This is a genomic window from Brevibacillus choshinensis, assembly GCF_001420695.1.
GTDB lineage: Bacteria > Bacillota > Bacilli > Brevibacillales > Brevibacillaceae > Brevibacillus > Brevibacillus choshinensis.
Window position 1 is genome coordinate 488,575 of record NZ_LJJB01000013.1, and the last position, 22,820, is coordinate 511,394.

Sequence of the window (22,820 nt, forward strand, 5' to 3'; positions counted from 1 at the left end):
ATCCCTCCAATAGTTTTACGCTCAATACACATATCATACACTATTGTCGGAATGTAGGTAAAGGCTCTGGCATCGTTTCCCGATTTTTTAGGCAGCCGCTTCATCATTGGCGCGGACGTCTAGCTTGTGCTTTTTGCTGTACAAGTAGGTGAAGATCCCAAACAGCATGGTGAGTGTGCCGATGCAGAGCAAGTAACCGGTTACCCCCAAAAGATCCAGACAGACGCCAGTGACACCGAGAGCAATCAGGAAAAAGCTGCGGTCCAGCATGCTTTTAAACGAAAAGAATCGTCCTTGTTGATGCTCAGGAAGTCGCTTTTGAAAAATGGTGGCAGTCACAGGGAAAAAGAAAGCTACGACAAAGCCAAAAACGGCAAAGGAAGCAAGAACCATCCATTTATCGGCGGCAAAAGACATGCCGTATTGCGAAATGCCAAAAAATACGAGCATAATGGTCGAGGAAGCCACCAGGTTTCTACCACCTATCCAACGCTTCGCCAGCAGTCCTCCGACTAAGATGCTCAATCCTTCCGCCATGTAGATCCAGCCCATGAGCTGAGGTTCATTTTGAATTTCGCTAAAGTTTAAAATCATCAAGTTGACGCCGCCGAGAAAGAGTGTAACGAGCCCGTTATTAATTAAGCCGACAAAGAGGGCGGGGTCTTTTCTGGAAATGGTCAACACTTCACGAAATTCCACTTTTTCCTTCATTCTGCGTGTAGTAATTTGCGGAATGCGTAAAAACAATGTGACGAAAGCCAGGACTGCATAAGCGACGATCGAACAAACATAGAGCATAGACAGTTCCATCGAGACAACCAATACTCCCCCAATGGCTGTTCCACCAATGCGGGATAGCGTAGAAATATTCAGGTACACACTGTTGGCCTTCAATAATTCGTCTTTTGACAAGATGGCAGGCAGAGATGCTTGCACGGTAGGGAAGTAAAAAGCAGCGGAGCACTGCATCACGATGAGAGAGACGATCATCCATGGAATGGAATCGTTCGCGAGTGCTGGAAACATGAAGACGGGACTAAGGCAGCGGATTAGGCTGGCAAGCATCATGATCTTTCCTTTGTCGTACATGTCGATGATCACGCCAGCTTTGGGGGAGAGGAGAATGCTGACCACGAGTCCGCTCATCAGGATGAGAGCTTTGACTGTATCGGAAGGGATCAAGCTCTGCATGAACTGTAGATTGGCAATGATGGAAATCCACATACCCGCGCCTGCGACTACCTCACCCGTCATTAACAGAAGAAAAGTTCGGTTGCGCCACAACATAAATGCCACTCCATATCAAATTTTTTTTGCTGAATAGGTAACCCACAGTATAGCATTTACGGAATCATTTGTATATTTATAGAGATTGTGGGTATGCTGACTGGTTATAAAGGGCAACCTAAACCAACTATAGACGACAGGTTACGATCAACCCGACCGATGTTTTTTTTTCACGGGGCAAAAGGGAGCTTGTCCTCATGACGTATAAACGCTCGTTGCTTTTGTTGATCGGATACGGATTTGGCGCCACTTTGTCGGTTTTTTACGGCTTAGTGGAAAAACAAAGTCTGTTTGTTACCTTTGTTTGTTTCCATGTTGTCGTGTGTCTCTGTATTCCTCTGCTCCACGGGTGGTGGGAAGGCACTCTTCGCCAAAGCTGGTTACTCGCGTGGGGGAAGATAGAGCGCAGAGGGACAATTTTTGGATTCATGTTTGGGATCCTTATTTTTGCCGGGGCGATCACAGGTTTTTGGTTGCTGTTGCAAACCGATGGAAGGGCAGATACGATTCGCCGGATACTGGAGTCGTGGGATCTCAACCGTCGCTGGATCTGGTGGTTTTCTCTTTACCTTGTCGTGCTCAATTCCTTACTGGAAGAGCTGTTCTGGCGTGGGTTTGTCCTACAACGCTTCAAGTCGGCCATCTCCAGGCCAGTTGCAGTCATTTTGACGAGCTTCTTTTATTCGTTGTACCATCTCGTTGTGTCAACGGTTCTATTTGGTTTGAAATGGGGGGTCTTGATCACCTTGCTTGTGTTCCTTGTTGGGATCGTGTGGGGATGGATGAAGGGGAAATTTCCCTCTGTTTATCCTACCTGGTTCAGCCATATGCTGGCGGATCTGGGGCTTGTGGTGCCCATCCTTTGGTGGATATTTTAAGTAGGATACGAGAGGAGGGAGTAAGTGACTATGCTAGCGAGCCATGAACAAGTCCGTTTACGCAAGCGATTGCTCAGCATCTTGAGGCAAAACAGCGAGCAGATCCAGCTCTATTACGATACATACGGTTACACGCCGGTGGAGCCCTTGCTTGCCTATTTGCGGACGTTAAAAGGCTGTGAGACGATCACGCGATCAGATCTATGGGAGATCGTGGAAAATGATCCAGGCCACTTTTTTGAATGGGACGAAGGGGCGCTAATTCGGACGACACATGGATTCATGCCTGTGAAGACAAAAGGGAGGCTGGCGGAAGTCGCACCTCCTGAGGTCTTGTATTACGGAACCCATCGCAAGCTGATTCGTCAGGTCATGGCAGGTGGCTTGCTGCCGATAGCCAGTGAGTACATTCAACTAGCTCTCGCCGTAGATGCAATTGGGATACCGCATGACACGTTATCACTGGTAGTGGTCCAAGCTCAGGAGGCCTATTCAGCCGGGGTGCGCTTTTATAAGGTCTGTTCTCCGTACTCGCTGACAGATCCCTTTTTCTTTTCTGGAGTGATTTCTCCAGAGTATCTAGAGTTGATTTGACCTTTACTTCTCGGAGGCTTTTCTACGTTGCTCGCGCAGGTCGATCTGGCGTTGCCGTTCGGCAAATACGTCAGTGCGATCGCGCAATGTATGTTTGTTCATCAAGTAATGATCATTCAAATCACTTTCGCGGCTGACAGGTGCATTCCGCAATGCACAAGCATGTTCATAAGCTCTTTGTAGGGCTTCCTCACGAATAGGCAGGCACAGACTACGGTAGGCGATGCCCGTACTGATTTCCTCCAAACGCTTTGTGAGCAAAAGATGTAAGGCAGCACTGTCAAGGCCAAGCTGCTGTACGTCCTCACGGTGCTGCTCGAGGAGTCGGATCGCACTCGTAAGCATTTTGATGGCTCCGTTTTGATTTCCTCGGCGCTGATGGTAAAGGGCTACGGCAATCTGGATAAGTCCGACCCAGACGGCTTTGCGTTGTTCAGGAGGAGAGCTCTTCCAATATTCCTCCAGGATTTCATGGCATTCAAAATAGTCACGCTCAACGTGAAATTGAACCAAATAATCTAGATATGGTTGGGGGTACATGAAGAAACCACCTCGCTCCTTGGTTTTCAACTGAAAGGTTATATACTATTATATAGGAAAGAGAGTAGAAAACGAGGTGCGAACATTTCATGACTACGGAAGAATTGATGGCGGTCTTGGAAAAAAAGAAGATGACTGACATTATAGAGCTGATTGAGGACGCCCAAACAGGCGATCTGGAAGAATTGGAACTGGTGGAAAGCCTAGGGCTACTGATGGATCAGGAGCTCAACCGGGAAGTCATCCAACTGTTGGAAAGTCTCGGCGTCGCGATCGTTTACGTAAGTGGAGATGAGGACGAGGACGAGGATGAGGCCGACGAAGAGGATGACGATCAGTAAATGAAATGAGGGAACCAACCACTTCTGATGGAAGGGTTGGTTCTTTTTGTTCTACAGATAGGAATTTATAAGATTCCTATCCAGTACAAGTGCAACTTAGCGAGAAGGCAAGACTTGTACTAAGCTTCACCAAAAAGCTTGATGTACCCAAGTTTTCCAGGTTACTTTTGAGTCCATACCCGATTCTTGTTTCGGGTCGCTGGAAATTTCTCGCCACGTTCCAATTCAATGATCATTGGGTTTTGGACACTGGCTCCTGATTCACCGATTTCCATGTAGACAGCGTTTTTAGGTGATTTTTCACCTTCACGAAAACGACTGTGTTCTCCCACGAGGTCACCTTCTTTCGAGCGAGGGATGTGATTTCAAGCTTAGTATTTCCGCAGTGAGTGCCATCATCCTATCGCATCTATTGACGTTACATTCGGAATTCATATACGATTATTTCAGTAGCTAAGGAGAGGTGAATTCATGATAAAACTGATTCTCCAAAAGGATTCCAATGTTTCTTACCACGAACAGCTGTACCAACAAATTGCTGCCCTGATTCGCAGCGGAGAGCTGCCCCCGAATGAACAGCTCCCGACCGTCCGGGAACTGGCTGCGCAACTAAAGATTAATTATAATACCGTGCGCAGCGTGTACCTGCGACTCCAGCAGGAAGGCATGGTCGATTCTCGACAGGGGCGAGGAACGATTGTAAGCAACGTGGTAAATGATCCGCTGCTGACCCGGAATCCGGCTCATTTGGCTTTACTGGCGAAAGAGACCTTGCACAAAGTAAAAGCAATGGGGTATTCCATGGATGAGTTTACCCGAGTACTCTCTTCGGTCATGCAAGAAATTAATCAGTTTCCCGTCCTGTTTCTCAGGTTTACGGAGTTGGAGCTGGCAGAGTATTTGCGTCTCGTGCAATACCATTTGCCGAGTGCAATGGTGGAAGGGCGCACCTTTGAGGATTTTATCGGACGACTGGAGCAGGATGTAAGCTTCCTGCAGGAGTACAAGGCGATCGTGACGCACCCGTCGGTCAATTTGCGAATGATGAAACAGACATTTCCGAGAGAGGCGCCGCCGCTCGTCAGTCTCGATTTTATTCCTGATCCGACGACTGTTATTCCGGCGATGGAAGCGTATCCGCGCCATACCAAGGTCGGTCTGATTTGCGCAACGATTCGCGGTGCTGCAGGGATGATTAACGATTTGTACAATGCGGGCATCACACACTTGGATCTGCGTACTATCGAAGCGAACCATCCTGACGTGTTTGAACTCATAGCGAATTGCGATGTTGTGTATATTTCGAAGCCAGGGTATATGACTCGACCTCACTTGCTGACCTTACCCAAAGTAAAGGAATATCAGGAAATTCCCGATCACCACGGCATCAATGAATTGCGCAAGATTGTCACTCAGTAATATTTGTCCTCATTTTTTTATCCATCTTTTTTGTAGTTAACCGGTTGTTGAGGAGAACGGTCACTGTGAATCGAGCATATGTGATGTTGATTGGGTCTGTCTTTTTGTGGGGACTGACTGTTGTGCCCTTGAAATGGACGCTGGAAACCATTCAGCCTTTTACTTTGATGTTTTTACGATTATTACTTGCTAGCCTATTTCTGCTTCCTTTTGCCTGGATACGTAGACGTAGATCGCCAGAAAGGTTAGCACCGATCCCCTGGATGCGCATCGCGATGCTTTCCTTTACGGGAGTAGCCGGTTATTTTTGGCTTAATACATACGGAATATCTTTGACAAGTGGCGTAAATGCCAGCATCATTTCCGCCACGTTACCTTTGTTTACCCTGTTGTTAGCTACTTTTTATTTAAAAGAGCAAATCATGCTGACACAATGGATGGGACTTACGCTCGGGATTGGCGGGGTTCTCCTGATTACGATTCAACCACAAGCGACTGGGCAGCATTCGCTGTGGGGCGATTTTCTCGTCCTAGCCTCCCAGCTCATCTGGTCGGTATATGTGGTGCAGCTGAAGCGTCCGAGAGGGGAAGAGAAGATTTCCAGTGAGATGTTTACTGCGCTGTCCTTCTTTCTCGGCAGTCTGATGCTTTTGCCATTTGCTGCATGGGAGATGTGGCAACATGGTTTGCCGACTGTATCTAGGAAATCTTTGCTCAGCTTTCTGTTTCTGGTCTGCTGTTGCACGATGCTGGCGTATCTGCTGTGGAACAAGGCTCTAGAGACCATCGCTGCAGCAAAAGCCGGCACTTATTTGAACGCGATCCCTTTGTTTAATGTCCTGACAGCGATCCTCTTGCTGAACGAACGTATGAGCTGGCGGACGGTATTGGGCGGCATTTTCGTCCTCGCTGGCGTCGTCTGGGCGGAGAGGCGAAAACACCCGCGCTCTCAAGTCTCAATGAAGATGGACTAGAGTCATATCGAAGGGAACCGAGACAGGACAATAGCTGATTTTGTAAACGCATTAGACAAATGTCCATGCCAATGCCTCATCACCTACATACCTTGTTGATGTACCGATTAAGAGGGGGTGAGGTTAATGGGTTGCGGATGCAGACGGTCTCGTTGTAGATGTCATGTAAAGAAATGTTGCACGAAGAAATACTACAAAAAACACTGCTACTATAAGCCTGTTTACAAAACGGAGTGCAGTCACGGTGGCTATGGTCACGGAGGCTATGGTCACGGTGGTGGCTGTGGTATGGAAGGTCACGGTGGTTACGGTCATGGTTCCTCTTCCGGTTATGGTCACGGAGGCAAGTACTAATTCATAACGAAAAGCGCCTTCGGGGCGCTTTTTCGTTTTACTTTCGGAAAAGCATGGAGTAGCAAAGTTTTCTATTTTCGCAACTTTGCGCGTATTCTGTCGTACACTAGAAATATCCATAAATAGGAGGAGTCATGATGAATCATCTGTATGGAAAAGAAGAGCGGATGTGGGCCATGATTGTCCACCTGTCTGCCCTGATCGGATTCATTATTCCGTTGGGGAACGTACTGGGGCCTCTGATCATTTGGTTGATCAAGAAGGAAACGAGCCCGTTCGTCGACACCCATGGCAAGGAAGCATTGAACTTCAGCATTACGGTTACGATTTACGCTGCCATTTCTTATCTGCTTGTCATTGTTTTCGTTGGAGCGTTGCTGTTGATCGCGTTGTTCTTGTTCTGGGCTGTGTTCCTGATCATGGCTGCAGTCAAGGCCAATGAAGGAAATGAATTCCGTTATCCGCTTACGTTTCGTTTAATCAAATGAGCAAATACGTACTCGGGAGCTGTTCCAGATAGGGACGGCTCTTTTTCGTCTTATCATTTTGAATTTTCGTACAAAAATAAAAAGGAGGGAATGTCTTCGATCTCGAAATGAAAGAGGTGTATATGGGTGGAAGGGGTGTCCAGGTATGCTGACAGGGGTTACGGTTGTCGATTTTTCGCGCCATCTTCCCGGACCAATCTGTACCATGAGGTTGGCTGATTTAGGGGCTGAAGTCATGGAGATCACTTCGTTTCCCGTCAGTGATCACGGAAAGCCAATTCATACCGCCAGCCGGGAAGCTAGGGAGACGGGAGCGTTTTACCTGCGTTCACATCGCAATCATAAAAGTATTTCGCTGAATTTGCGTACGGATGAGGGCAAGGCGCTCGCGTTTGCTCTAGCCAGGCAGGCTGATGTAGTGGTTGAGAGCTTTCGGCCCGGTGTGCTACGCCATTTAGGATTGGATTACGACAGCCTTTGGGAAGTCCATCCATCCGTCATTTATTGCTCGGTCACGGGTTATGGACAGAGTGGAGAGATGTATCAGCTCGGGGGAAATGACCTGAACATTCAAGCTGTTAGCGGTTTTTTGTCAGCGGTGCGCGATACCGAAGGAAAGCCTGTCATCACAGACCTCCCGTTGGCTGATTACGCTGTAGGCTTATACGCCTGTGAGCAAGTGTGTGCGGCCCTCGTCCAACGTTTTCGTACGGGTCGTGGTGCTTACCTGGACATCGCCTCAGGGGATCTCTTGTCATCGTGGATGGGGTTGCACGCAATCTTGAGCACCAAAGACCACAGCTTGGCACGCAAAGGGTTGCTCTCGTATCAAGTGTACGAAACCGCCGATGGCCAATATGTGGCACTCGCGGCGCTAGAGGAAAAGTTTTGGCACAATTTCTGTCGGGCAGTGGGACGCCAAGACTGGGAAATGCTTTATCAGGCTACCGTCGACGAGCAGGCCGAAGTGTACGAGGATTTAAAAACCCTTTTTTTATCCCGGACCCAATCGGAGTGGAGTGAGCTGGGCATGGAAGTGGATTGCTGCCTCACTGCTGTAGAAGAAAAGGAAAATTGGGCGGAAAGTCTGTATGTGACAAGTCGAGAGATCGCTTACACCCTTCCATACCTGGAGAGAAAGGAAGCTTCGTCGCCCGGGCACCCATCACCCGCATGGTACACGGACCACACTCATGAATTACTGAAAAAGAAATTACATCTGACCGAAGCTGAGCTAGGTCGTCTGCAAAAGCACGGTGTCATTCCAGCCATCCCATCCTAGAGAGGAGATTTACCTACCTATGGAGCAAGCACAAAAACCGCCCGTATGGACGGAATGCGTCGATGGGGTATGGACCATCACGTTGAATCGCCCGCAAGTCCTCAACGCAATGACGATCGAAATGTTTTATTTACTCAGAGACGCGATCGAGCAAGGGGCGAGAGAGGAACAGGCAGACGTCGTGCTGCTGAGAGGAGCAGGGGGCAATTTTTGCTCGGGAGCCGACTTAAGTGTTCTCGGGGCCATGAGTGAGAAGGCGCAGGCAGATGAGGCACTGACAGTGATCAACGAGTTTTTAACCCGGCTGCATCACATGCCGAAGCCTGTCATTGCCATGGTAGAGGGTGCAGCTGTAGGAGCTGGGCTGAATTTGGCCTTGCACGCTGATTTCGTCATCGCCACGCATCATGCCGTCATTCAAGAGCCATTTGTACATATCGGTCTTACTACTGATTTTGGCGGGACGTATCTGCTGCCTCGATTGGTCGGGATCGCTCAGGCAAAACGCTTGGCATTGCTCGGTGAAAAGCTATCTGGGACAGAGGCGGAGCGAATTGGGCTGATCTATAAAGCAGTGGATGCTGAAGTGCTAACTGAAGAGGTGGAGAAGCTGATAGCATCTGTACGCCGTGTGCCCAAACAAGCATTTGCTGTGACCAAGGACGGCCTGACTCACGCGCAAGGCATGGATCTGGAACAGTCGCTGGCATGGGAGAAGGTACAGCAACCTGCCCTGATTTCTCATCCGGATTTTCTGGCGTTGATTCAGGCAAAACGGAAAAAGAATCAGTAAAGCTCTACGCTGTTTTCCTTGCTTAGGGAAGATTATCCGTTGAGTGATAAAGGAATCTGTGGTAGAGTAGACGTATCAAGATCCTGCGATGTACGTAAGGCCGTAAATGTTTCTAACCTTATACGTGTTTTTCGGGAGACGGAATCTCGCGATGGAAGTCAGGCCCACCTCCTTTTAGGATGCATGGGAAGGCAGAAGTCCAGAAGGGTCACCCACCTGTGTGAGCGCAGGTTATAGAAACATGAGGTCAACGGCAGAGCGGGGACTTGTTCTGCAAATGAATCTAGCTCTCGGGCAAAAAATAGAATGCAAAACAAAAAACCACTTGGAACATGATGTTCTAGGTGGTTTTTTGTCGTGCAGGAAGTCAATTGAGGCAGCCCAATCATCGATAACGCTAATGGGTAGCTTTATTTTGCTTGCTGGAGCCTTGGCCTTGTTCTTGGCCACTTCCTCCATGGCGTTGACGCTGTCCTTGTCCCTGATCTTGACCGTTTTGTTGATCGCCTTGGTTCACGATCGTCAAGGTCTGCTGCAAGGATTGGGAGTCCTGCGCGTCCTGCAAGATTTGATACATCTGCAAGAAGTTTGCTTTTTGTCCTTCGGGGATTCCTTTGATTCTTACCGTCATTTCTTGCGGTCCATTTTGTTGCTGTTGTTGTCCGCCACCACCGCCACCACCGTTACCTTCCTGACTGCTCGGTTGCTCGTCTAGGAAGCTCAGGAACATGGAATCGCTGTCTTGGCTATCCTGATTTTGATTTTGCTGGCCGTGGCCGCCTCCCTGAGATTGCTGTCCCTGCCCTTGTCCTTGCCCCTGTTGCCCACCTTGCTGTCCGCCGCCTTGTTGTTGATCGAACAAGACGCTGAATTCATTTAAGTCGGTCTGGATGATGCCGATGACGTTCATCCCGATCCCCCTTCCAAGAGTATACTGAGGCCTCAGCCCGGATGCTTAGAATGATGGACGCCGCGATGCTGTAAGTACGAATGGTAAAAGTACTCCGCAACGGCTATAACGAACGACGTGAGTAATATGCCCGATAGCTGATAGGGTTGGGCAAAAACGTAGCTGCTTATCCAAAATAAGGCGAAAACCATGATGAAGTCAGCAGTTGTTGCAAACGTATTGTTCGTTCGAGGCAGGATGATGGCATCACCGACAGCATAACTGATTAAACTGACTACGATGCTGGTCAAGACTGCGAACGTCAGTGACGTTCCCGACCACCAAAGCCCTGGAATACCAATGATTCCGTTTACCAAGAGCTTGATCAAGATGTTCAAAGAACGAACACCTCCTTTCATGCTCTTAGTATGAACTTACCTCCCTTCGCTATGCGCCCTGGGAGGCGTTCGTTTTTAACTGACGGATCAGTGTGGCATCAGGTGTGACGTACAGGGTGCGCTGTTGTTCGTAGATCACGTAGCCAGGTTTGGCACCGCTCGGTTTTTTTACGTTCTTAATGAGGGTGAAGTCTACAGGCACTTGGCTTCCTTGCTGGGCACGGCTGAAGTATGCCGCCAGATTCGCTGCTTCCGCTAACGTTTGCTCGGAGAAATCACGAGCGCGTATGACGACGTGAGAGCCAGGAATGTCCTTGGTATGCAACCAGGTCTCAAAAGGAGCAGCCAGCTTGTTCGTCAAGTATTCATTTTGCTTGTTGTTTTTCCCTACCAAAATATCCGTGCCGTCAGAGGATTTGTAAGCCTCCAATTCAGGGCGGGCATCTTTTTTCTTGCGAGGCCCGCGTTTTTTGCGATCGCGGACGTAGCCTTGCTCTACCAGTTCTTCACGAATTTCTTCGGCATCCTTTAATGTCGCATGGGCTAATTGGACGAGTAATCCATCCAGGTACAGGATTTCTGTCTTTGCCTGTTCGATTTGCTCGCCTACGACCTGCATACTATTTTTCGCTTTGTTATAACGCTTATAGTACGTCTGCAGATTCTCAGAGGGAGTCTTGAGCGGATCGAGCGGAATGGTGATAGTCCCTCCGGCTTCATCGTACCAATTCACGGTGACGAGCTCTTTGTCGCCTCTCTTCATTTGATGCATATTTGCTGTGATGAGCTCCCCGTAGAGACGGAAGAGGTCCGCGTCCTTGGCATCCTGCAGCGTAGCTTCCAGCTTTTCGATTTTTTTCTCGTTCTTGTTTCTTTCCCCTGTGACAAAGCGAATCAGGTCATGTGCACGCTGTTTTACGGTGTCGCGCAGAGCCTTTCCTTCGTAGAACGTCTGCAGACACAGCTGAACGGAGGGAAAAGGTGTCGATGAAGCGGCGTCCGTGAGATGGGTCAGCTCGACAACATGAAAATTTGCCTTGTCGTTGGCTTCTACGATGACCGGAGAGTACTGATGTTGCTGGATGTCGCTCATGATCCCGGAGAATGCCTTCCAGAGCGTCTCGCGGTTCACGAGACCTGCACGATAGACGATCTCTTTTGCGAGTAGCGGGCTAATCCCGGTAAAGGCATCCACGATTTGCTTGTCCAATCTTCCGCTGTTCCAATCGATGGTAGAAAGAAAAGGTTGATCAGTAACGGTCAGCGGGTCCTGTTTATCCTGGCTTGGAGGAGAGACGTAGCTCTTCCCAGGCATGACTTGGCGGTGTTGGCTGATCGCCATCGTGACATGCAACGCACTATCGAGGATGGTTCCTGACTCTGGCTCGATGAGTATGATATTGCTGTGCTTGCCCATGATTTCCATGATGATGCGTCTGGAAACGGTATCTCCCAGTTCATCACGGGTACGAACGTCGATGTGAATAATACGTTCCATGCCAACTTGCTGGATCGACTCAATCGTTCCACCCTCACAATGTTTGCGCAAAAGCATGCAAAACATCGGGGCTTCCAGCGGATTGGTAAACTCCTCCGTCGTGGTGTGAATCCGCGGATAGGTCGGATTGGCAGAGAGGAGTAACTTGGCGTTTTCTCCTTGTGTCCGCACTTGCATGACGATATCCGTATGATGGGGCTGATGAATCTTGGAAATGCGTCCGCCCACTAGTTTATGTAACTCCCGTACGACAGCACGGGTAACTACGCCGTCAAAAGCCACAATTGCTCACCTCAATCAAAGAAAAATACAAAAAGATAGGCGTGCTTACAGATTAGCTGCCAGTCACAGTGTAGCATAAAGGCAACCAAGGAGGAACTTTGGAGTCTTGTCCGGCTTCGGTTGACACTGCCAACTCAACTCGGTTGACACTGCCAAGAGTTGTCTCCTATAATTAATTAATTGATTTTACGTCTGTGGAAGTGAAAACGATGGTTCGAAGTATGACAGGGTATGGACGAAAAGACGACATAAGAGGCTCTTTACGGTTGACGGTGGAGCTTCGTGCTGTCAATCACCGGTTTCAAGAGATACTGGTGCGGTTGCCCAAGAATTGGAGCATGCTTGAGGATCAAATCCGCAAGCAAGTCGCGATGTATGTACGACGCGGGCGTGTGGATGTGACGATTTCCTTGGAAGGAAGCGCAACGATCTCATCCAACGTAGCCATTGATTGGAGTATAGCCGAACAATTCCTGCAGCTGTCGCGCGAGATGGACCAGCGCTTTTCACTGGAGACGCCATTGACCGCTAAGGATTTGTTGCTTTTCCCTGGCGTGATACATACCAACGAAACAGAGGAAGTAGATCGTGAGGAAGTAGCAACATGGCTGCTTGACGTGGTCAATACTGCGGCGGAAGATCTGCTTTCCATGAAAATGGTCGAGGGTGAAGGGCTCCAAGCTGATTTGATCCATCGGCTGCTTTCGGTCCAAACTTGGCTGGAGGAAGTCCGTCTCTTGGCACCTTCTGGCACACAGGAGTATCACAATCGACTTCATCAACGTCTGAGCGAATGGGCAGCGCAAGCCCCGTTCGAATTGGATCAGCAGCGATTGGTGCAAGAAGTCGTTTTCTTTGCAGAGAAAAGTGACATCAGTGAAGAAATCACGCGGCTTACGAGTCACTGCCACCAGTTCAGCCAACAGCTTGAAAAAGAAGAAGCGGTAGGGCGCAAGCTGGATTTTCTGTTGCAGGAAATGAACCGAGAGGCTAACACGATCGCTTCGAAGGCCAATCATTTGCGCATCCAGCATCTGGCGGTCGAGATCAAGACCGAGCTGGAAAAGATGAGAGAGCAAGTGCAGAATGTTGAGTAGGATGAAAGGATGGGCTGGGCCGTCATGGCAATCAAGCTAATCAATATTGGATTTGGGAACATTGTAAATGCAAACCGCATTATTTCTATCGTAAGTCCAGAGTCTGCTCCGATCAAACGGATCATTCAGGAAGCGCGTGACCGCAATATGCTCGTCGACGCTACCTATGGCAGAAGGACACGTGCGGTCATTATTACAGACAGCGATCACGTGATTTTGTCGGCAGTCCAACCGGAGACGGTAGCACAGCGACTGACGACCAAAGATGACGAATCGGACGAATAAAGTAGGAGTGGAATCATGACCATGGTTGATCGCGGTCTCCTTTTGATTCTCTCTGGACCTGCGGGAGTAGGGAAAGGGACGGTGTGCAAAGCGCTTCGGGAACGAATGCCTGAGATCATTTACTCCGTTTCTGCTACCACTCGTGCTCCGCGCCCAGGAGAAGTAGATGGAGTTAATTACTTTTTTAAATCCAAAGAAGAGTTTCATCAGATGATCGAGCAAGACGATCTGCTGGAATGGGCGGAATACGTAGGGAATTTTTATGGGACCCCAAGGCAGTTTGTGGATGAAATGCTTTCTGCGGGAAAAGATGTTATTCTGGAGATTGAAGTTCAGGGCGCTCTTCAGGTGAAAGAACGCTTTCCTCAGGGAACGTTTTTGTTCCTGGCTCCCCCTGATCTGAATGAACTAGAGAACCGGATTATCGGGCGAGGTACCGAGACAGAAGAAGTCATTCGCAAACGGATGGAAGTTGCCCGTGCGGAAATCGAGCTGATGGATCACTACGATTATGTTGTCGTCAACGACGTCATCGAATCGGCATGTGATCGAATTCAGGCGATCATAACGGCTGAGCATCTGAAAAAAGAGCGTCAGGTTCACAAGTATCGCAAATGGTTAAAGGAGGTCGAATAATTCATGTTGTACCCATCCATTGATGAGTTGACCGAAAAGGCAGAAAGCAAATACATCCTCGTAACGGTGGCGTCCAAACGGGCACGTCAGCTTCGAGAAAACAGCGAGCTGCAAGTAGTAAGACCGAAATCCAAAAAGTTTGTAGGGCAGGCTCTCGAAGAATTTATCTCCGACGAGCTGGTTCACGAATTTCTGGACGGACGCAAATAAGGATGACACCATTAAAAACAACCTCATGCAGGTTGTTTTTTTCGGATAGGGAAGAGAGGAGAGAAGCGGATGCATTCGCTCGCAGGAAAACGAATCGTGTTAGGCGTTTCAGGAGGTATCGCAGCTTATAAGGCTGCGGCGCTCACGAGCAAGCTGACGCAGGCTGGTGCCATCGTAAACGTTGTAATGACAGACAACGCGCTCCAGTTTGTGCAGCCAGCGACATTTCAAGCTCTGTCTCATCAACCGGTACATACCAATACGTTTCAGGAGCCAGATCCTCATGTCATCAGCCACATTGATTTGGCGGACAAGGCTGATCTGGTGCTTGTCGCGCCTGCTACGGCAAACATCATTGGGAAAATGGCAAACGGAATCGCCGACGATATGCTGACGACGACGTTACTCGCGACGAAAGCGCCCGTCATGGTGGCTCCTGCGATGAATGTCAACATGTACGACCATCCAGCAGTTAGAGCGAATATGGAAAGGCTGGCGGAGTACGGTTATCGCTTTGTGGAGCCTGGCGTCGGGCTACTGGCATGTGGCTGGATTGGTAAAGGCCGACTGGCGGAACCAGAAGAAATCGTGGAGGCGGTTGCTTCATTTTTTGCCGAACAGCAAGCGGCAAAGTCACGCACGCAAGATTTGCAAGGGAAACGTGTGCTTGTTACAGCGGGACCGACTCGCGAAAAAATCGACCCGGTTCGCTATATCACCAACCATGCATCGGGAAAGATGGGCTACGCCATCGCGGAAGCGGCGAGAGATCGTGGGGCCAAAGTCGTACTTGTGAGCGGACCTACTGCTTTGGCTCGTCCGACTGGCATTCAATTTTTGGCAGTCGAGTCGGTACAGGAAATGTTTGACGCTGTGATGGAGCACTTGCCTGACAGCGATATTGTAGTGAAGTCTGCGGCGGTATCCGACTACCGTCCGAAAACGGTGCAAGAACATAAAATGAAAAAAGGCGATGGACCGCTGATTCTGGAATTGGATAAGGCGCCGGATATTCTGAGGACGATCGGGGAGAGAAAAACAAAACAGTTTGTGGTCGGTTTTGCTGCTGAGACGCAGGACGTGCTCCAGCATGCACAATCCAAGCTGGAGAGAAAAAATCTCGACATGATCGTGGCAAATAACGTGCTGACAGAAGGCGCGGGCATGGGTAGTGACACCAACATCGTCACGCTGCTCACACGGGCCGGAGAACAAGTGGAGTTGGATAAATTGAGTAAGCGTGATGTTGCCGATAAGCTGTTTGATGCGGTACTACTGCAGCTGTCCAAGCGCCCGCTGTGCGAGCTGTCATGATTGCTCAAATTATCGTGGACGTGCCGGTGAATCGGACGAACCGGCCATTCGATTACCGGGTTCCTGCGTGGCTCACTCCTTTGATTCAGGTCGGAAGCCGCGTGGTGGTTCCATTTGGTCCACGAAAATTGCAAGGGTACGTAGTCGGCATTTCGGAAAATGAGGCCGACTTCGTCGATAACAATCGCTTAAAAGATGTCGAACAGGTAGTAGACGATACCCCGCCACTGACGCGGGAACTGCTCGACATGAGCGAGTGGATGTCGAAGCAGTATTTGTGCCCTTGGGTGACAGCTGTACAGGCTATGCTGCCAGCGGTACTAAAGGGCAAATCAGAAAAATGGTTGACAGCTACCGATGAGCTGGAGGAAGAGACATGTGGCCAATCAGGTTTGCTGTGGGAGCTATTTCGCAAGCGGCACCTTCCTCTAGCGGAGGTGGAAAAACAGTTTCCTGAGGAGTTTTTGCTGATTCCGGGCTGGATTCGCAGTGGGCTTTTGGAGACGGAATACCAGGTGAAGGACCGCATTACGCGCAAGCAGCAATCGTTTGTGCGTTGCTTGCTCACTACGGAACAGATTGCGGAGGCACTCGCTTCGCTACCGGCTCGTGCGGAACAAATGCGTCGTGTGCTTGAACTGTTTTCCCAGCATGAAGGCCAATCCTTTTCCATTCAAATGCTCCGCGACGATTGGGGAATCACTCGCTCCCCGCTAAAAAGTCTAGAGGCAAAAGGCTGGCTTGCGATTGAACAAGTGGAGGTTTATCGCGATCCATACGCGAATAGACGTTTTTCGGAGAAGGCGAAGCCAGCGTTCACGCCGATGCAAAACCAGGTGCTTGCTCCGATTTTACGATCCATTCAGGATCAGAGCTACGCCTCTTATTTGCTGCATGGAGTGACGGGAAGTGGCAAGACGGAAGTGTATCTGGAAGCGATCGAGCAGACGCTGGCAAAAGGCCAGGAGGCTATCTTTCTCGTTCCAGAGATTTCGTTGACTCCCCAGATGGTCGAACGTTTTAAAGCGCGCTTTGGGGCAGACGTAGCCGTTTTGCACAGTGCCCTGTCCCAGGGAGAAAAGTACGACGAATGGCGGAAGATTATCCGTAAGCAAGTGAAGGTAGTCGTCGGGGCTCGCTCTGCTATCTTTGCTCCGTTTCAAAATGTCGGGCTTATCGTCATTGATGAAGAGCATGAGAGTTCCTATAAACAGGAAGAAACCCCTCGCTATCATGCACGGGAAGTAGCGCTTTGGCGCGCCAAAAATAACAATGCTGTACTCCTGATGGGGAGTGCGACGCCTGCCTTGGAGACTTACGCCTTGGCTACGCGAGGTCGCTATACCTTGCTGGAAATGCCGGAGCGGGTAGGGAACCGCCCAATGCCAAGCGTACACGTCGTCGATATGCGCGAAGAACTGCAAGCGGAGAACCGATCGATGTTTAGCCGTAAGCTGCATGAAATGATCGCCGACCGACTAGCCAAGCAGGAACAGATGGTGATCTTTCTCAACCGCAGAGGCTTCTCTACGTTTGTAATGTGTCGTTCTTGTGGGTATACCATGCGTTGCATTCATTGTGATATTTCGCTTACGTACCACAAGACGAATCATACCGCTCGTTGTCATTACTGCGGTTACACCATCGCCCAGCCTGCTCACTGTCCCGAGTGTCAAAGCGAGCACATCCGCTTCTTTGGAACGGGTACGCAAAAGGTAGAGGCGGAGCTGGCCAAGCTGTTCCCGGGAATTCGTGTGATTCGCATGGACGTGGATACTACGTCACGCAAGGGCTCCCATGAAGAGCTGCTGAACAAATTTCGGACGGGTCAGGGGGATGTCCTGCTGGGAACACAGATGATTGCAAAGGGGCTCGACTTTCCACGTGTGACGCTCGCGGGGATTATCGCCGCTGATATCTCTCTGCATTTACCTGATTTTCGCGCTGCCGAAAAAACGTTCCAGCTGCTGACACAAGTAGGTGGTCGAGCAGGCAGACACGAGCTCGAAGGAGATGTCGTCATCCAGACGTACACCCCTGAGCACTACAGTATCCAGCATGCGACACGCCATGATTACCCCGCTTTTTATCAGGATGAGATGCTGCAGCGTAGACGAACGGGGTATCCACCCTATTTTCGCCTGGTGTTGATTACGTTCAGTCACGAAGATGTTCCTGTGGTCATCCGGGGAGCACACACCATGGCGGATTACTTGCGCCAGCATTTGGCCGAGACGACGATTTTGCTAGGCCCAGTCGCATCGCCTATTGCTAGAGTGAAGGATAGATTTCGTTTTCAGATCATGCTAAAATATCGGGATGAACCGCAACTGTCTGCCTTGCTCGCACAAGCGACAGCTGCGTTTGAAGAATGGAACAAACAGCAGAAAGTACTCATGACGATAGACGTTGATCCGTACGTACTGCTTTAAGGAGGATAATAATCAAATGGCAATTCGCACAATCGTAAAACATCCAGATCCGATCCTGCGTGATAAGGCGATGGTGGTCACCAAATTTAATTCCAACTTGCATAAGTTGCTGGACGATATGGCTGACACCATGTACGATGCTGACGGGGTAGGTCTCGCAGCACCACAAGTCGGCATTTCCAAACGAGTAATCGTGATGGATTGCGGCGATGGACTGATTGAGATCGTCAATCCGGAGATCGTTGACTTCAAAGGTGAACAATTTGACTATCCAGAAGGATGCCTGAGCATTCCCGGCCTGCGAGGCGACGTACGTCGTCACCAATGGATCAAACTGCGCGGACAGGATCGCCTTGGCAATGAAATCGAGCTGGAGGCAGATGACTTACTCTCCCGTTGCTCCCAACATGAAATCGATCACCTGAATGGCGTTCTGTTCATCGACGTAGCAGACAAGGTGTATCAAGTGAGCCCGGATGAGGAAGGGGAATAAACTATTTTGAAAAATGCACGCGTTTTATTCATGGGTACTCCTGACTTCGCCGTTTCCAGCTTAGAAGCGCTGCTGAATGAAGGGTACAATGTGGTCGGTGTAGTTACCCAACCTGATCGCCCTGTAGGACGCAAGCAAGTCATGACGCCGCCGCCCGTCAAGGAGGCGGCTTTGCGTCATGGTCTCTTGGTCCTGCAACCAGAGAAAATTAAGGCGGAAGCAGCATTGGACGAAGTGATCGCCCTCGCGCCAGATCTGATTGTGACGGCTGCTTACGGACAAATATTGCCCAAGCGTCTACTCGATGTACCGCGCTTTGGGTGCATCAACGTCCACGCTTCACTTTTGCCGAAATACCGCGGTGGCGCTCCCATTCACAAGTCGATCGTGGAAGGCGAAAAGGAGTCGGGCGTGACCATTATGTACATGGTGGAGGCACTCGACGCAGGGGACATGCTCACAAAAGTAGTCGTTCCTATCGAAGAGCGGGACACGGTAGGGAGCTTGCATGACAAGCTGGCGGCCGCAGGGTCTTCCCTTTTAATCGATACTGTTCCACGTTTGCTGGCAGGTGAGCTCGAGGCAGAGGTACAGGATCACGCTGCGGCGACGTTCGCTCCGAACATCAAACGTACGGATGAGCGGATCGACTGGACACGTACCGCTGAACAAATCTACAACCAGGTGCGCGGTCTCAATCCATGGCCAGTCGCCTTTACTACTCATGGTGGAAAAGTGTGGAAGATCTGGTGGGTAGAAAAACAGTCCTCTGATAGCAATGGTCAGGAAGCTGGCACGATTATCGCTCGTGAAGAGGATGGTCTGGTAGTGGCTTGTGGCAGTGGTGCGGTCAAAATCACCGAACTGCAGCCTGAAGGGAAAAAACGCATGAGCGCTCTCGACTTTTTGCGTGGAGCGGGCAACAGCATTGAAATCGGCACAAAGGTAGGAGAATAGCCCGTGGCAAAAAAAGGTGCTCGCGATATCGCCCTAGATGTATTGAATCGGGTCGAAGAACACAAGTCATATAGTAATCTGGAGCTCAGGAACGTCCTGGATCGCTCAGAAATAAGTGCCGCAGATGCCGGTCTGGTGACGGAGCTCGTGTACGGTACGATTCAGCGTAGACTCACGCTGGATTTTGTTTTGTCCCAATTTGTAGGCGGAAAAAAGGTACAGACCTGGGTGCGCAACCTTTTGCTCCTCAGCTTGTACCAGATTCGTTTCCTGGATCGGATTCCCGAGCGTGCTGCTGTTCATGAAGCGGTAGAAATCGCCAAGCGGCGCGGGCATCAAGGAATCGCTTCTATGGTAAATGGCGTACTGCGCAACGTTTTGCGCCAGCCTGACGTGTGGGAACGACTGCCAAAGGGTGATGCTGCGGGGCAAATTGCCGTTACGCATTCTCATCCGGAATGGCTCGTTCGCCAATGGGTCAAGCTTTACGGAGAAGATGAGACCAAGGCCATTTGTGAAGCGAACAATCGAGCGCCGCATACGTCCATCCGTGTAAACCCGATGAAAATCACAAAGGACGAGCTCGTTACCAATCTACGTGAAGAAGGTATTGATGCGCAGGCTTCTGTCTTAAGTGACCAAGGGATCCTTTTGGATGGGGGTCATGCAGCGGGTACGCGCTGGTTTAAGGAAGGGTACTACACGTTGCAGGATGAAAGTTCTATGCTCGTTGCTTCTGCGGTGGCGCCTGAGCCAGGAATGCGCGTCTTGGATGCTTGCGCAGCACCTGGAGGAAAGACGACGCACTTGGCAGAAAAGATGGACAATCGCGGGGCGATCATCGCCAACGATGTGCATCCACACAAACGTGATCTGATCGTTAGCGCGTCTAAACGTCTGGGAATATCCATTATTGAGCCGATCATCGGGGATGCGCTGGATCTCCCGGAAAAAGGATTGGGGACATTTGATCGGGTCTTGCTGGATGCTCCGTGTACGGGCTTTGGTGTGATCCGTCGCAAACCTGATCTAAAGTGGAACAAGACCCCGGAAGACGTTCGCTCCATCGCACAATTGCAATATCAGCTTCTGGTTAGTCTTTCCGAGCTGGTGGCTCCTGGAGGTACGCTGGTTTACAGCACATGTACCATTGAGCCTATGGAAAACCAGGATATTGTCCGTCGTTTTGTAGACAAGCATCCGGATTTTGTTCTGGACGCTACGTTGCGGGACGATTTACCTGAGGTCGTCAGAGATATGGTGGACGAGTCGGGTGCTTACGTGCAAATTTTACCGCATCATTTTGATAGTGACGGCTTCTTTATTGCCCGTTTACGTCGAAAAGGCTAAGGAAAAAGGGGTGGCGCGCCTTTCTTGATGGTGCCACTCCTTTCCTTTGTTTGCGCCCGTTCGGATTTGTTTACACTAGGAAAAGTGACGCATTTCTAGACTGGATGCCAAAACCGTTTGAAGCGAGGCGCATTGCGAGGTACAATGATAGAATGACTGAAAGTTGTTAGCGATGAATTGAGGATGTGAAGACAGCAATGCCAATGACAACATTTACGAGCGCCAAGCCGCTCATTTACAGTTTGACCCAAGACGAAATGAAACAATGGCTCGTAGAAGCAGGAGATAAAGCATTTCGTGCACAACAGGTTTTTGACTGGCTATACGTGAAGCGTGTGACTTCTTTTGACGAGATGAGCAACCTGTCCAAAGAACTGCGTCAAAAGCTGGCAGACACGTTTCGGATGGATCCACTAAAGGAAATTACACATCAGGAATCCCAAGATGGAACGATCAAGTTCTTGTTCCAACTGGTGGATGGACACGCCATCGAAACGGTCATCATGCGTCATAGCTACGGGAACAGTATTTGCGTGACGACACAGGTAGGCTGCCGCATCGGTTGTACCTTTTGTGCATCCACGCTTGGCGGGCTGAAGCGTAACCTAGATGCAGGCGAGATCGTATCCCAAGTATTGATGGCACAACGCAAGCTAGATGCAGAGGGAGAACGCGTAAGCCATGTGGTCGTGATGGGGATTGGCGAACCATTTGAGAACTTCGAGAGCTTGATGGCTTTTCTGAATGTCATCAACGACAATCGTGGTCTGAACATTGGTGCTCGTCATATTACAGTCTCTACCAGTGGGATCGTACCAAAGATTTACGAGTTCGCAGAAAGAGGCGGCCAAGTCAACCTGGCTATTTCCTTGCATGCTCCTAATACAGAGCTGAGATCTCAGTTGATGCCGATTAACCGCGGCTTCCCGCTCGCTCAACTGATGGAAGCGTGCCGTCATTACATCAATAAAACGGGACGTCGGATCAGCTTTGAATACGGACTGTTCGGTGGCAAGAACGATCAGCCGCACCATGCTGAAGAGCTGGCAGAGCTGATCGGGGATATGCTCTGTCACGTCAACCTGATTCCGGTGAACTACGTACCGGAACGGGACTATGTCCGCACGCCACGGGATGAGATTTTCCAATTCAAACGCATTTTGGATGACAAAGGAATCAATGTGACCATCAGACGGGAGCAAGGCAGTGATATCGCAGCTGCATGCGGTCAGCTGAGGGCACAACACGCTAAAGAAACCGTGGGGTGATACCATGGAAATTGCAATGAAATCCCATGTGGGCCACGTCCGTTCCGTGAATGAAGACTACTATGCCTGTGAGGCAGATGTGAACGGACGCGCCCTCGCTGTTTTGGCTGACGGCATGGGCGGGCATGAGGCAGGAGAAATTGCCAGCCGCCTCGCTGTTGAGCGAATAGTAAAAGAACTGCGTCACATCGATGGTGAGCTGGAAGGGGAGGACGTACGTGAACAGCTGATGAATGCGGTCCTCCTCGCCAACAAGGAAGTGTACGAGTACGCTTTGGAACACCCGGAATGCAGTGGGATGGGGACGACAACGATCGCTGCCTTGTTTAGGCCGAGTGCTGTTATGACGGCGCACATTGGAGATAGCCGTCTGTACAAATTCGGGGCTGATGGTCTAGTGATGAAGACGGAAGACCATTCCTTGGTGAACGAGCTGGTCAAAAGCGGGCAAATTACGCCCGAAGAAGCGGCTGTGCATCCGCATCGCAATGTCATCATGCGTTCATTGGGGACGGAACCGGATGTACTCATCGACCTGGACCAGTTTGATTGGGAACCGGGCGATGTCGTTTTGATCTGTTCCGATGGGTTGAGTGATAAAGTTCCTCCTTCTGTTATGGAAGAGTGGCTACAGAAAAAGACATCTCTGCAGGAGAAGGTAGACGGCCTGGTGCAAGAGGCACTGGCCGCTGGTGGGCAGGACAATATTACGCTGGTTGCTGTCCGTAACATGCCCGACTCCAGTGAGAAAGAGGGGTGAG

The 22,820-nt window shown here is 50.0% G+C and carries 25 protein-coding genes and 1 other RNA gene; 20 read left to right on the top strand and 6 right to left on the bottom strand.

The window, feature by feature from the left end:
- Positions 1-87: 87 nt before the first annotated feature.
- Positions 88-1,287 (bottom strand): MFS transporter, encoded by a 1,200-nt coding sequence (locus AN963_RS22540; RefSeq protein ID WP_055746800.1) that lies wholly within the window; start codon positions 1,285-1,287, stop codon positions 88-90.
- A gap of 197 nt (positions 1,288-1,484) precedes the next feature.
- On the opposite strand from AN963_RS22540, the gene AN963_RS22545 reads away from it, so the two are divergent.
- Positions 1,485-2,165: a CPBP family intramembrane glutamic endopeptidase gene (locus AN963_RS22545; RefSeq protein WP_055746801.1), complete on the top strand. Its 681-nt coding sequence runs from the start codon at positions 1,485-1,487 to the stop codon at positions 2,163-2,165.
- Between the two features lie 30 nt (positions 2,166-2,195).
- Complete coding sequence (locus tag AN963_RS22550; RefSeq protein ID WP_055746802.1) at positions 2,196-2,759, top strand: RNA 2'-phosphotransferase; 564 nt, start codon at positions 2,196-2,198, stop codon at positions 2,757-2,759.
- A gap of 3 nt (positions 2,760-2,762) precedes the next feature.
- On the opposite strand, the gene AN963_RS22555 is transcribed toward AN963_RS22550, so the two are convergent.
- A complete protein-coding gene (locus tag AN963_RS22555; RefSeq protein WP_055746803.1) occupies positions 2,763-3,299 on the bottom strand; it encodes a DUF309 domain-containing protein in 537 nt (178 codons plus the stop codon).
- 89 nt (positions 3,300-3,388) lie between these two features.
- Here AN963_RS22555 and AN963_RS22560 point away from each other — a divergent pair, with 89 nt between their 5' ends.
- Entirely contained in the window at positions 3,389-3,640 is a 252-nt protein-coding gene (locus AN963_RS22560) for a hypothetical protein (RefSeq protein ID WP_055746804.1), read from the top strand.
- Positions 3,641-3,801: 161 nt separating this feature from the next.
- On the opposite strand, the gene AN963_RS30535 is transcribed toward AN963_RS22560, so the two are convergent.
- The gene (locus AN963_RS30535; protein WP_083497031.1) at positions 3,802-3,972 is read right to left on the bottom strand and encodes a YjzC family protein; all 171 of its coding nucleotides are present in this window, start codon (positions 3,970-3,972) and stop codon (positions 3,802-3,804) included.
- Between the two features lie 139 nt (positions 3,973-4,111).
- Here AN963_RS30535 and AN963_RS22565 point away from each other — a divergent pair, with 139 nt between their 5' ends.
- The 6 genes from AN963_RS22565 to ssrS all read left to right on the top strand — a co-directional run bounded on the left by AN963_RS22565 (position 4,112) and on the right by ssrS (position 9,219).
- Positions 4,112-5,059, top strand: a complete 948-nt coding sequence (locus AN963_RS22565; RefSeq protein ID WP_055746805.1) for a GntR family transcriptional regulator — start codon at positions 4,112-4,114, stop codon at positions 5,057-5,059.
- Between the two features lie 65 nt (positions 5,060-5,124).
- Entirely contained in the window at positions 5,125-6,033 is a 909-nt protein-coding gene (locus AN963_RS22570; RefSeq protein ID WP_083497032.1) for a DMT family transporter, read from the top strand.
- A gap of 488 nt (positions 6,034-6,521) precedes the next feature.
- Positions 6,522-6,875 (top strand): DUF4870 domain-containing protein, encoded by a 354-nt coding sequence (locus AN963_RS22575; RefSeq protein WP_236708059.1) that lies wholly within the window; start codon positions 6,522-6,524, stop codon positions 6,873-6,875.
- 145 nt (positions 6,876-7,020) lie between these two features.
- A complete protein-coding gene (locus tag AN963_RS22580; protein WP_055746807.1) occupies positions 7,021-8,157 on the top strand; it encodes a CaiB/BaiF CoA transferase family protein in 1,137 nt (378 codons plus the stop codon).
- Between the two features lie 19 nt (positions 8,158-8,176).
- Positions 8,177-8,950 carry an enoyl-CoA hydratase/isomerase family protein gene (locus AN963_RS22585; protein ID WP_055746808.1) on the top strand — a complete coding sequence of 258 codons (774 nt, stop codon included), beginning with the start codon at positions 8,177-8,179 and terminating at the stop codon, positions 8,948-8,950.
- Positions 8,951-9,027: 77 nt separating this feature from the next.
- A non-coding RNA gene (gene ssrS, locus AN963_RS30540) (6S RNA) lies at positions 9,028-9,219 on the top strand.
- Positions 9,220-9,347: 128 nt separating this feature from the next.
- On the opposite strand, the gene AN963_RS22590 is transcribed toward ssrS, so the two are convergent.
- From AN963_RS22590 to AN963_RS22600, 3 genes are read right to left on the bottom strand one after another with little or no spacing between them, the layout of a single operon-like run.
- Positions 9,348-9,860: a hypothetical protein gene (locus AN963_RS22590; protein ID WP_055746809.1), complete on the bottom strand. Its 513-nt coding sequence runs from the start codon at positions 9,858-9,860 to the stop codon at positions 9,348-9,350.
- A gap of 32 nt (positions 9,861-9,892) precedes the next feature.
- Positions 9,893-10,237, bottom strand: coding sequence for a DUF2512 family protein (locus AN963_RS22595; protein ID WP_055746810.1), 345 nt, complete (start codon positions 10,235-10,237; stop codon positions 9,893-9,895).
- Positions 10,238-10,286: 49 nt separating this feature from the next.
- Positions 10,287-12,017 carry an Rqc2 family fibronectin-binding protein gene (locus AN963_RS22600; RefSeq protein WP_055746811.1) on the bottom strand — a complete coding sequence of 577 codons (1,731 nt, stop codon included), beginning with the start codon at positions 12,015-12,017 and terminating at the stop codon, positions 10,287-10,289.
- A 209-nt stretch (positions 12,018-12,226) separates the two neighbouring features.
- On the opposite strand from AN963_RS22600, the gene AN963_RS22605 reads away from it, so the two are divergent.
- From AN963_RS22605 to AN963_RS22655, 11 genes are all read left to right on the top strand, one after another.
- Positions 12,227-13,114 carry a YicC/YloC family endoribonuclease gene (locus AN963_RS22605; RefSeq protein WP_055746812.1) on the top strand — a complete coding sequence of 296 codons (888 nt, stop codon included), beginning with the start codon at positions 12,227-12,229 and terminating at the stop codon, positions 13,112-13,114.
- Between the two features lie 24 nt (positions 13,115-13,138).
- Positions 13,139-13,399 carry an extracellular matrix/biofilm regulator RemA gene (gene remA, locus AN963_RS22610; protein WP_015891999.1) on the top strand — a complete coding sequence of 87 codons (261 nt, stop codon included), beginning with the start codon at positions 13,139-13,141 and terminating at the stop codon, positions 13,397-13,399.
- Between the two features lie 15 nt (positions 13,400-13,414).
- Positions 13,415-14,035: a guanylate kinase gene (gmk, locus tag AN963_RS22615; protein ID WP_055746813.1), complete on the top strand. Its 621-nt coding sequence runs from the start codon at positions 13,415-13,417 to the stop codon at positions 14,033-14,035.
- A gap of 3 nt (positions 14,036-14,038) precedes the next feature.
- Entirely contained in the window at positions 14,039-14,245 is a 207-nt protein-coding gene (gene rpoZ, locus AN963_RS22620; RefSeq protein ID WP_055746814.1) for a DNA-directed RNA polymerase subunit omega, read from the top strand.
- 69 nt (positions 14,246-14,314) lie between these two features.
- Positions 14,315-15,559 carry a bifunctional phosphopantothenoylcysteine decarboxylase/phosphopantothenate--cysteine ligase CoaBC gene (gene coaBC / locus AN963_RS22625; RefSeq protein WP_055746815.1) on the top strand — a complete coding sequence of 415 codons (1,245 nt, stop codon included), beginning with the start codon at positions 14,315-14,317 and terminating at the stop codon, positions 15,557-15,559.
- Positions 15,556-17,991, top strand: coding sequence for a primosomal protein N' (priA, locus tag AN963_RS22630; protein ID WP_055746816.1), 2,436 nt, complete (start codon positions 15,556-15,558; stop codon positions 17,989-17,991). Before coaBC ends, priA begins: the two co-directional genes overlap by 4 nt.
- Before the next feature lie 16 nt (positions 17,992-18,007).
- The gene (def, locus tag AN963_RS22635; RefSeq protein WP_055746817.1) at positions 18,008-18,484 is read left to right on the top strand and encodes a peptide deformylase; all 477 of its coding nucleotides are present in this window, start codon (positions 18,008-18,010) and stop codon (positions 18,482-18,484) included.
- A 6-nt stretch (positions 18,485-18,490) separates the two neighbouring features.
- Entirely contained in the window at positions 18,491-19,441 is a 951-nt protein-coding gene (gene fmt / locus AN963_RS22640) for a methionyl-tRNA formyltransferase (protein ID WP_055746818.1), read from the top strand.
- 3 nt (positions 19,442-19,444) lie between these two features.
- On the top strand, positions 19,445-20,791 hold the full coding sequence (gene rsmB / locus AN963_RS22645) for a 16S rRNA (cytosine(967)-C(5))-methyltransferase RsmB (RefSeq protein ID WP_055746819.1): 1,347 nt from the start codon (positions 19,445-19,447) through the stop codon (positions 20,789-20,791).
- Between the two features lie 197 nt (positions 20,792-20,988).
- Complete coding sequence (gene rlmN, locus AN963_RS22650) at positions 20,989-22,059, top strand: 23S rRNA (adenine(2503)-C(2))-methyltransferase RlmN (RefSeq protein ID WP_055746820.1); 1,071 nt, start codon at positions 20,989-20,991, stop codon at positions 22,057-22,059.
- Between the two features lie 4 nt (positions 22,060-22,063).
- The gene (locus tag AN963_RS22655) at positions 22,064-22,819 is read left to right on the top strand and encodes a Stp1/IreP family PP2C-type Ser/Thr phosphatase (RefSeq protein WP_055746821.1); all 756 of its coding nucleotides are present in this window, start codon (positions 22,064-22,066) and stop codon (positions 22,817-22,819) included.
- Position 22,820 lies beyond the last annotated feature (1 nt).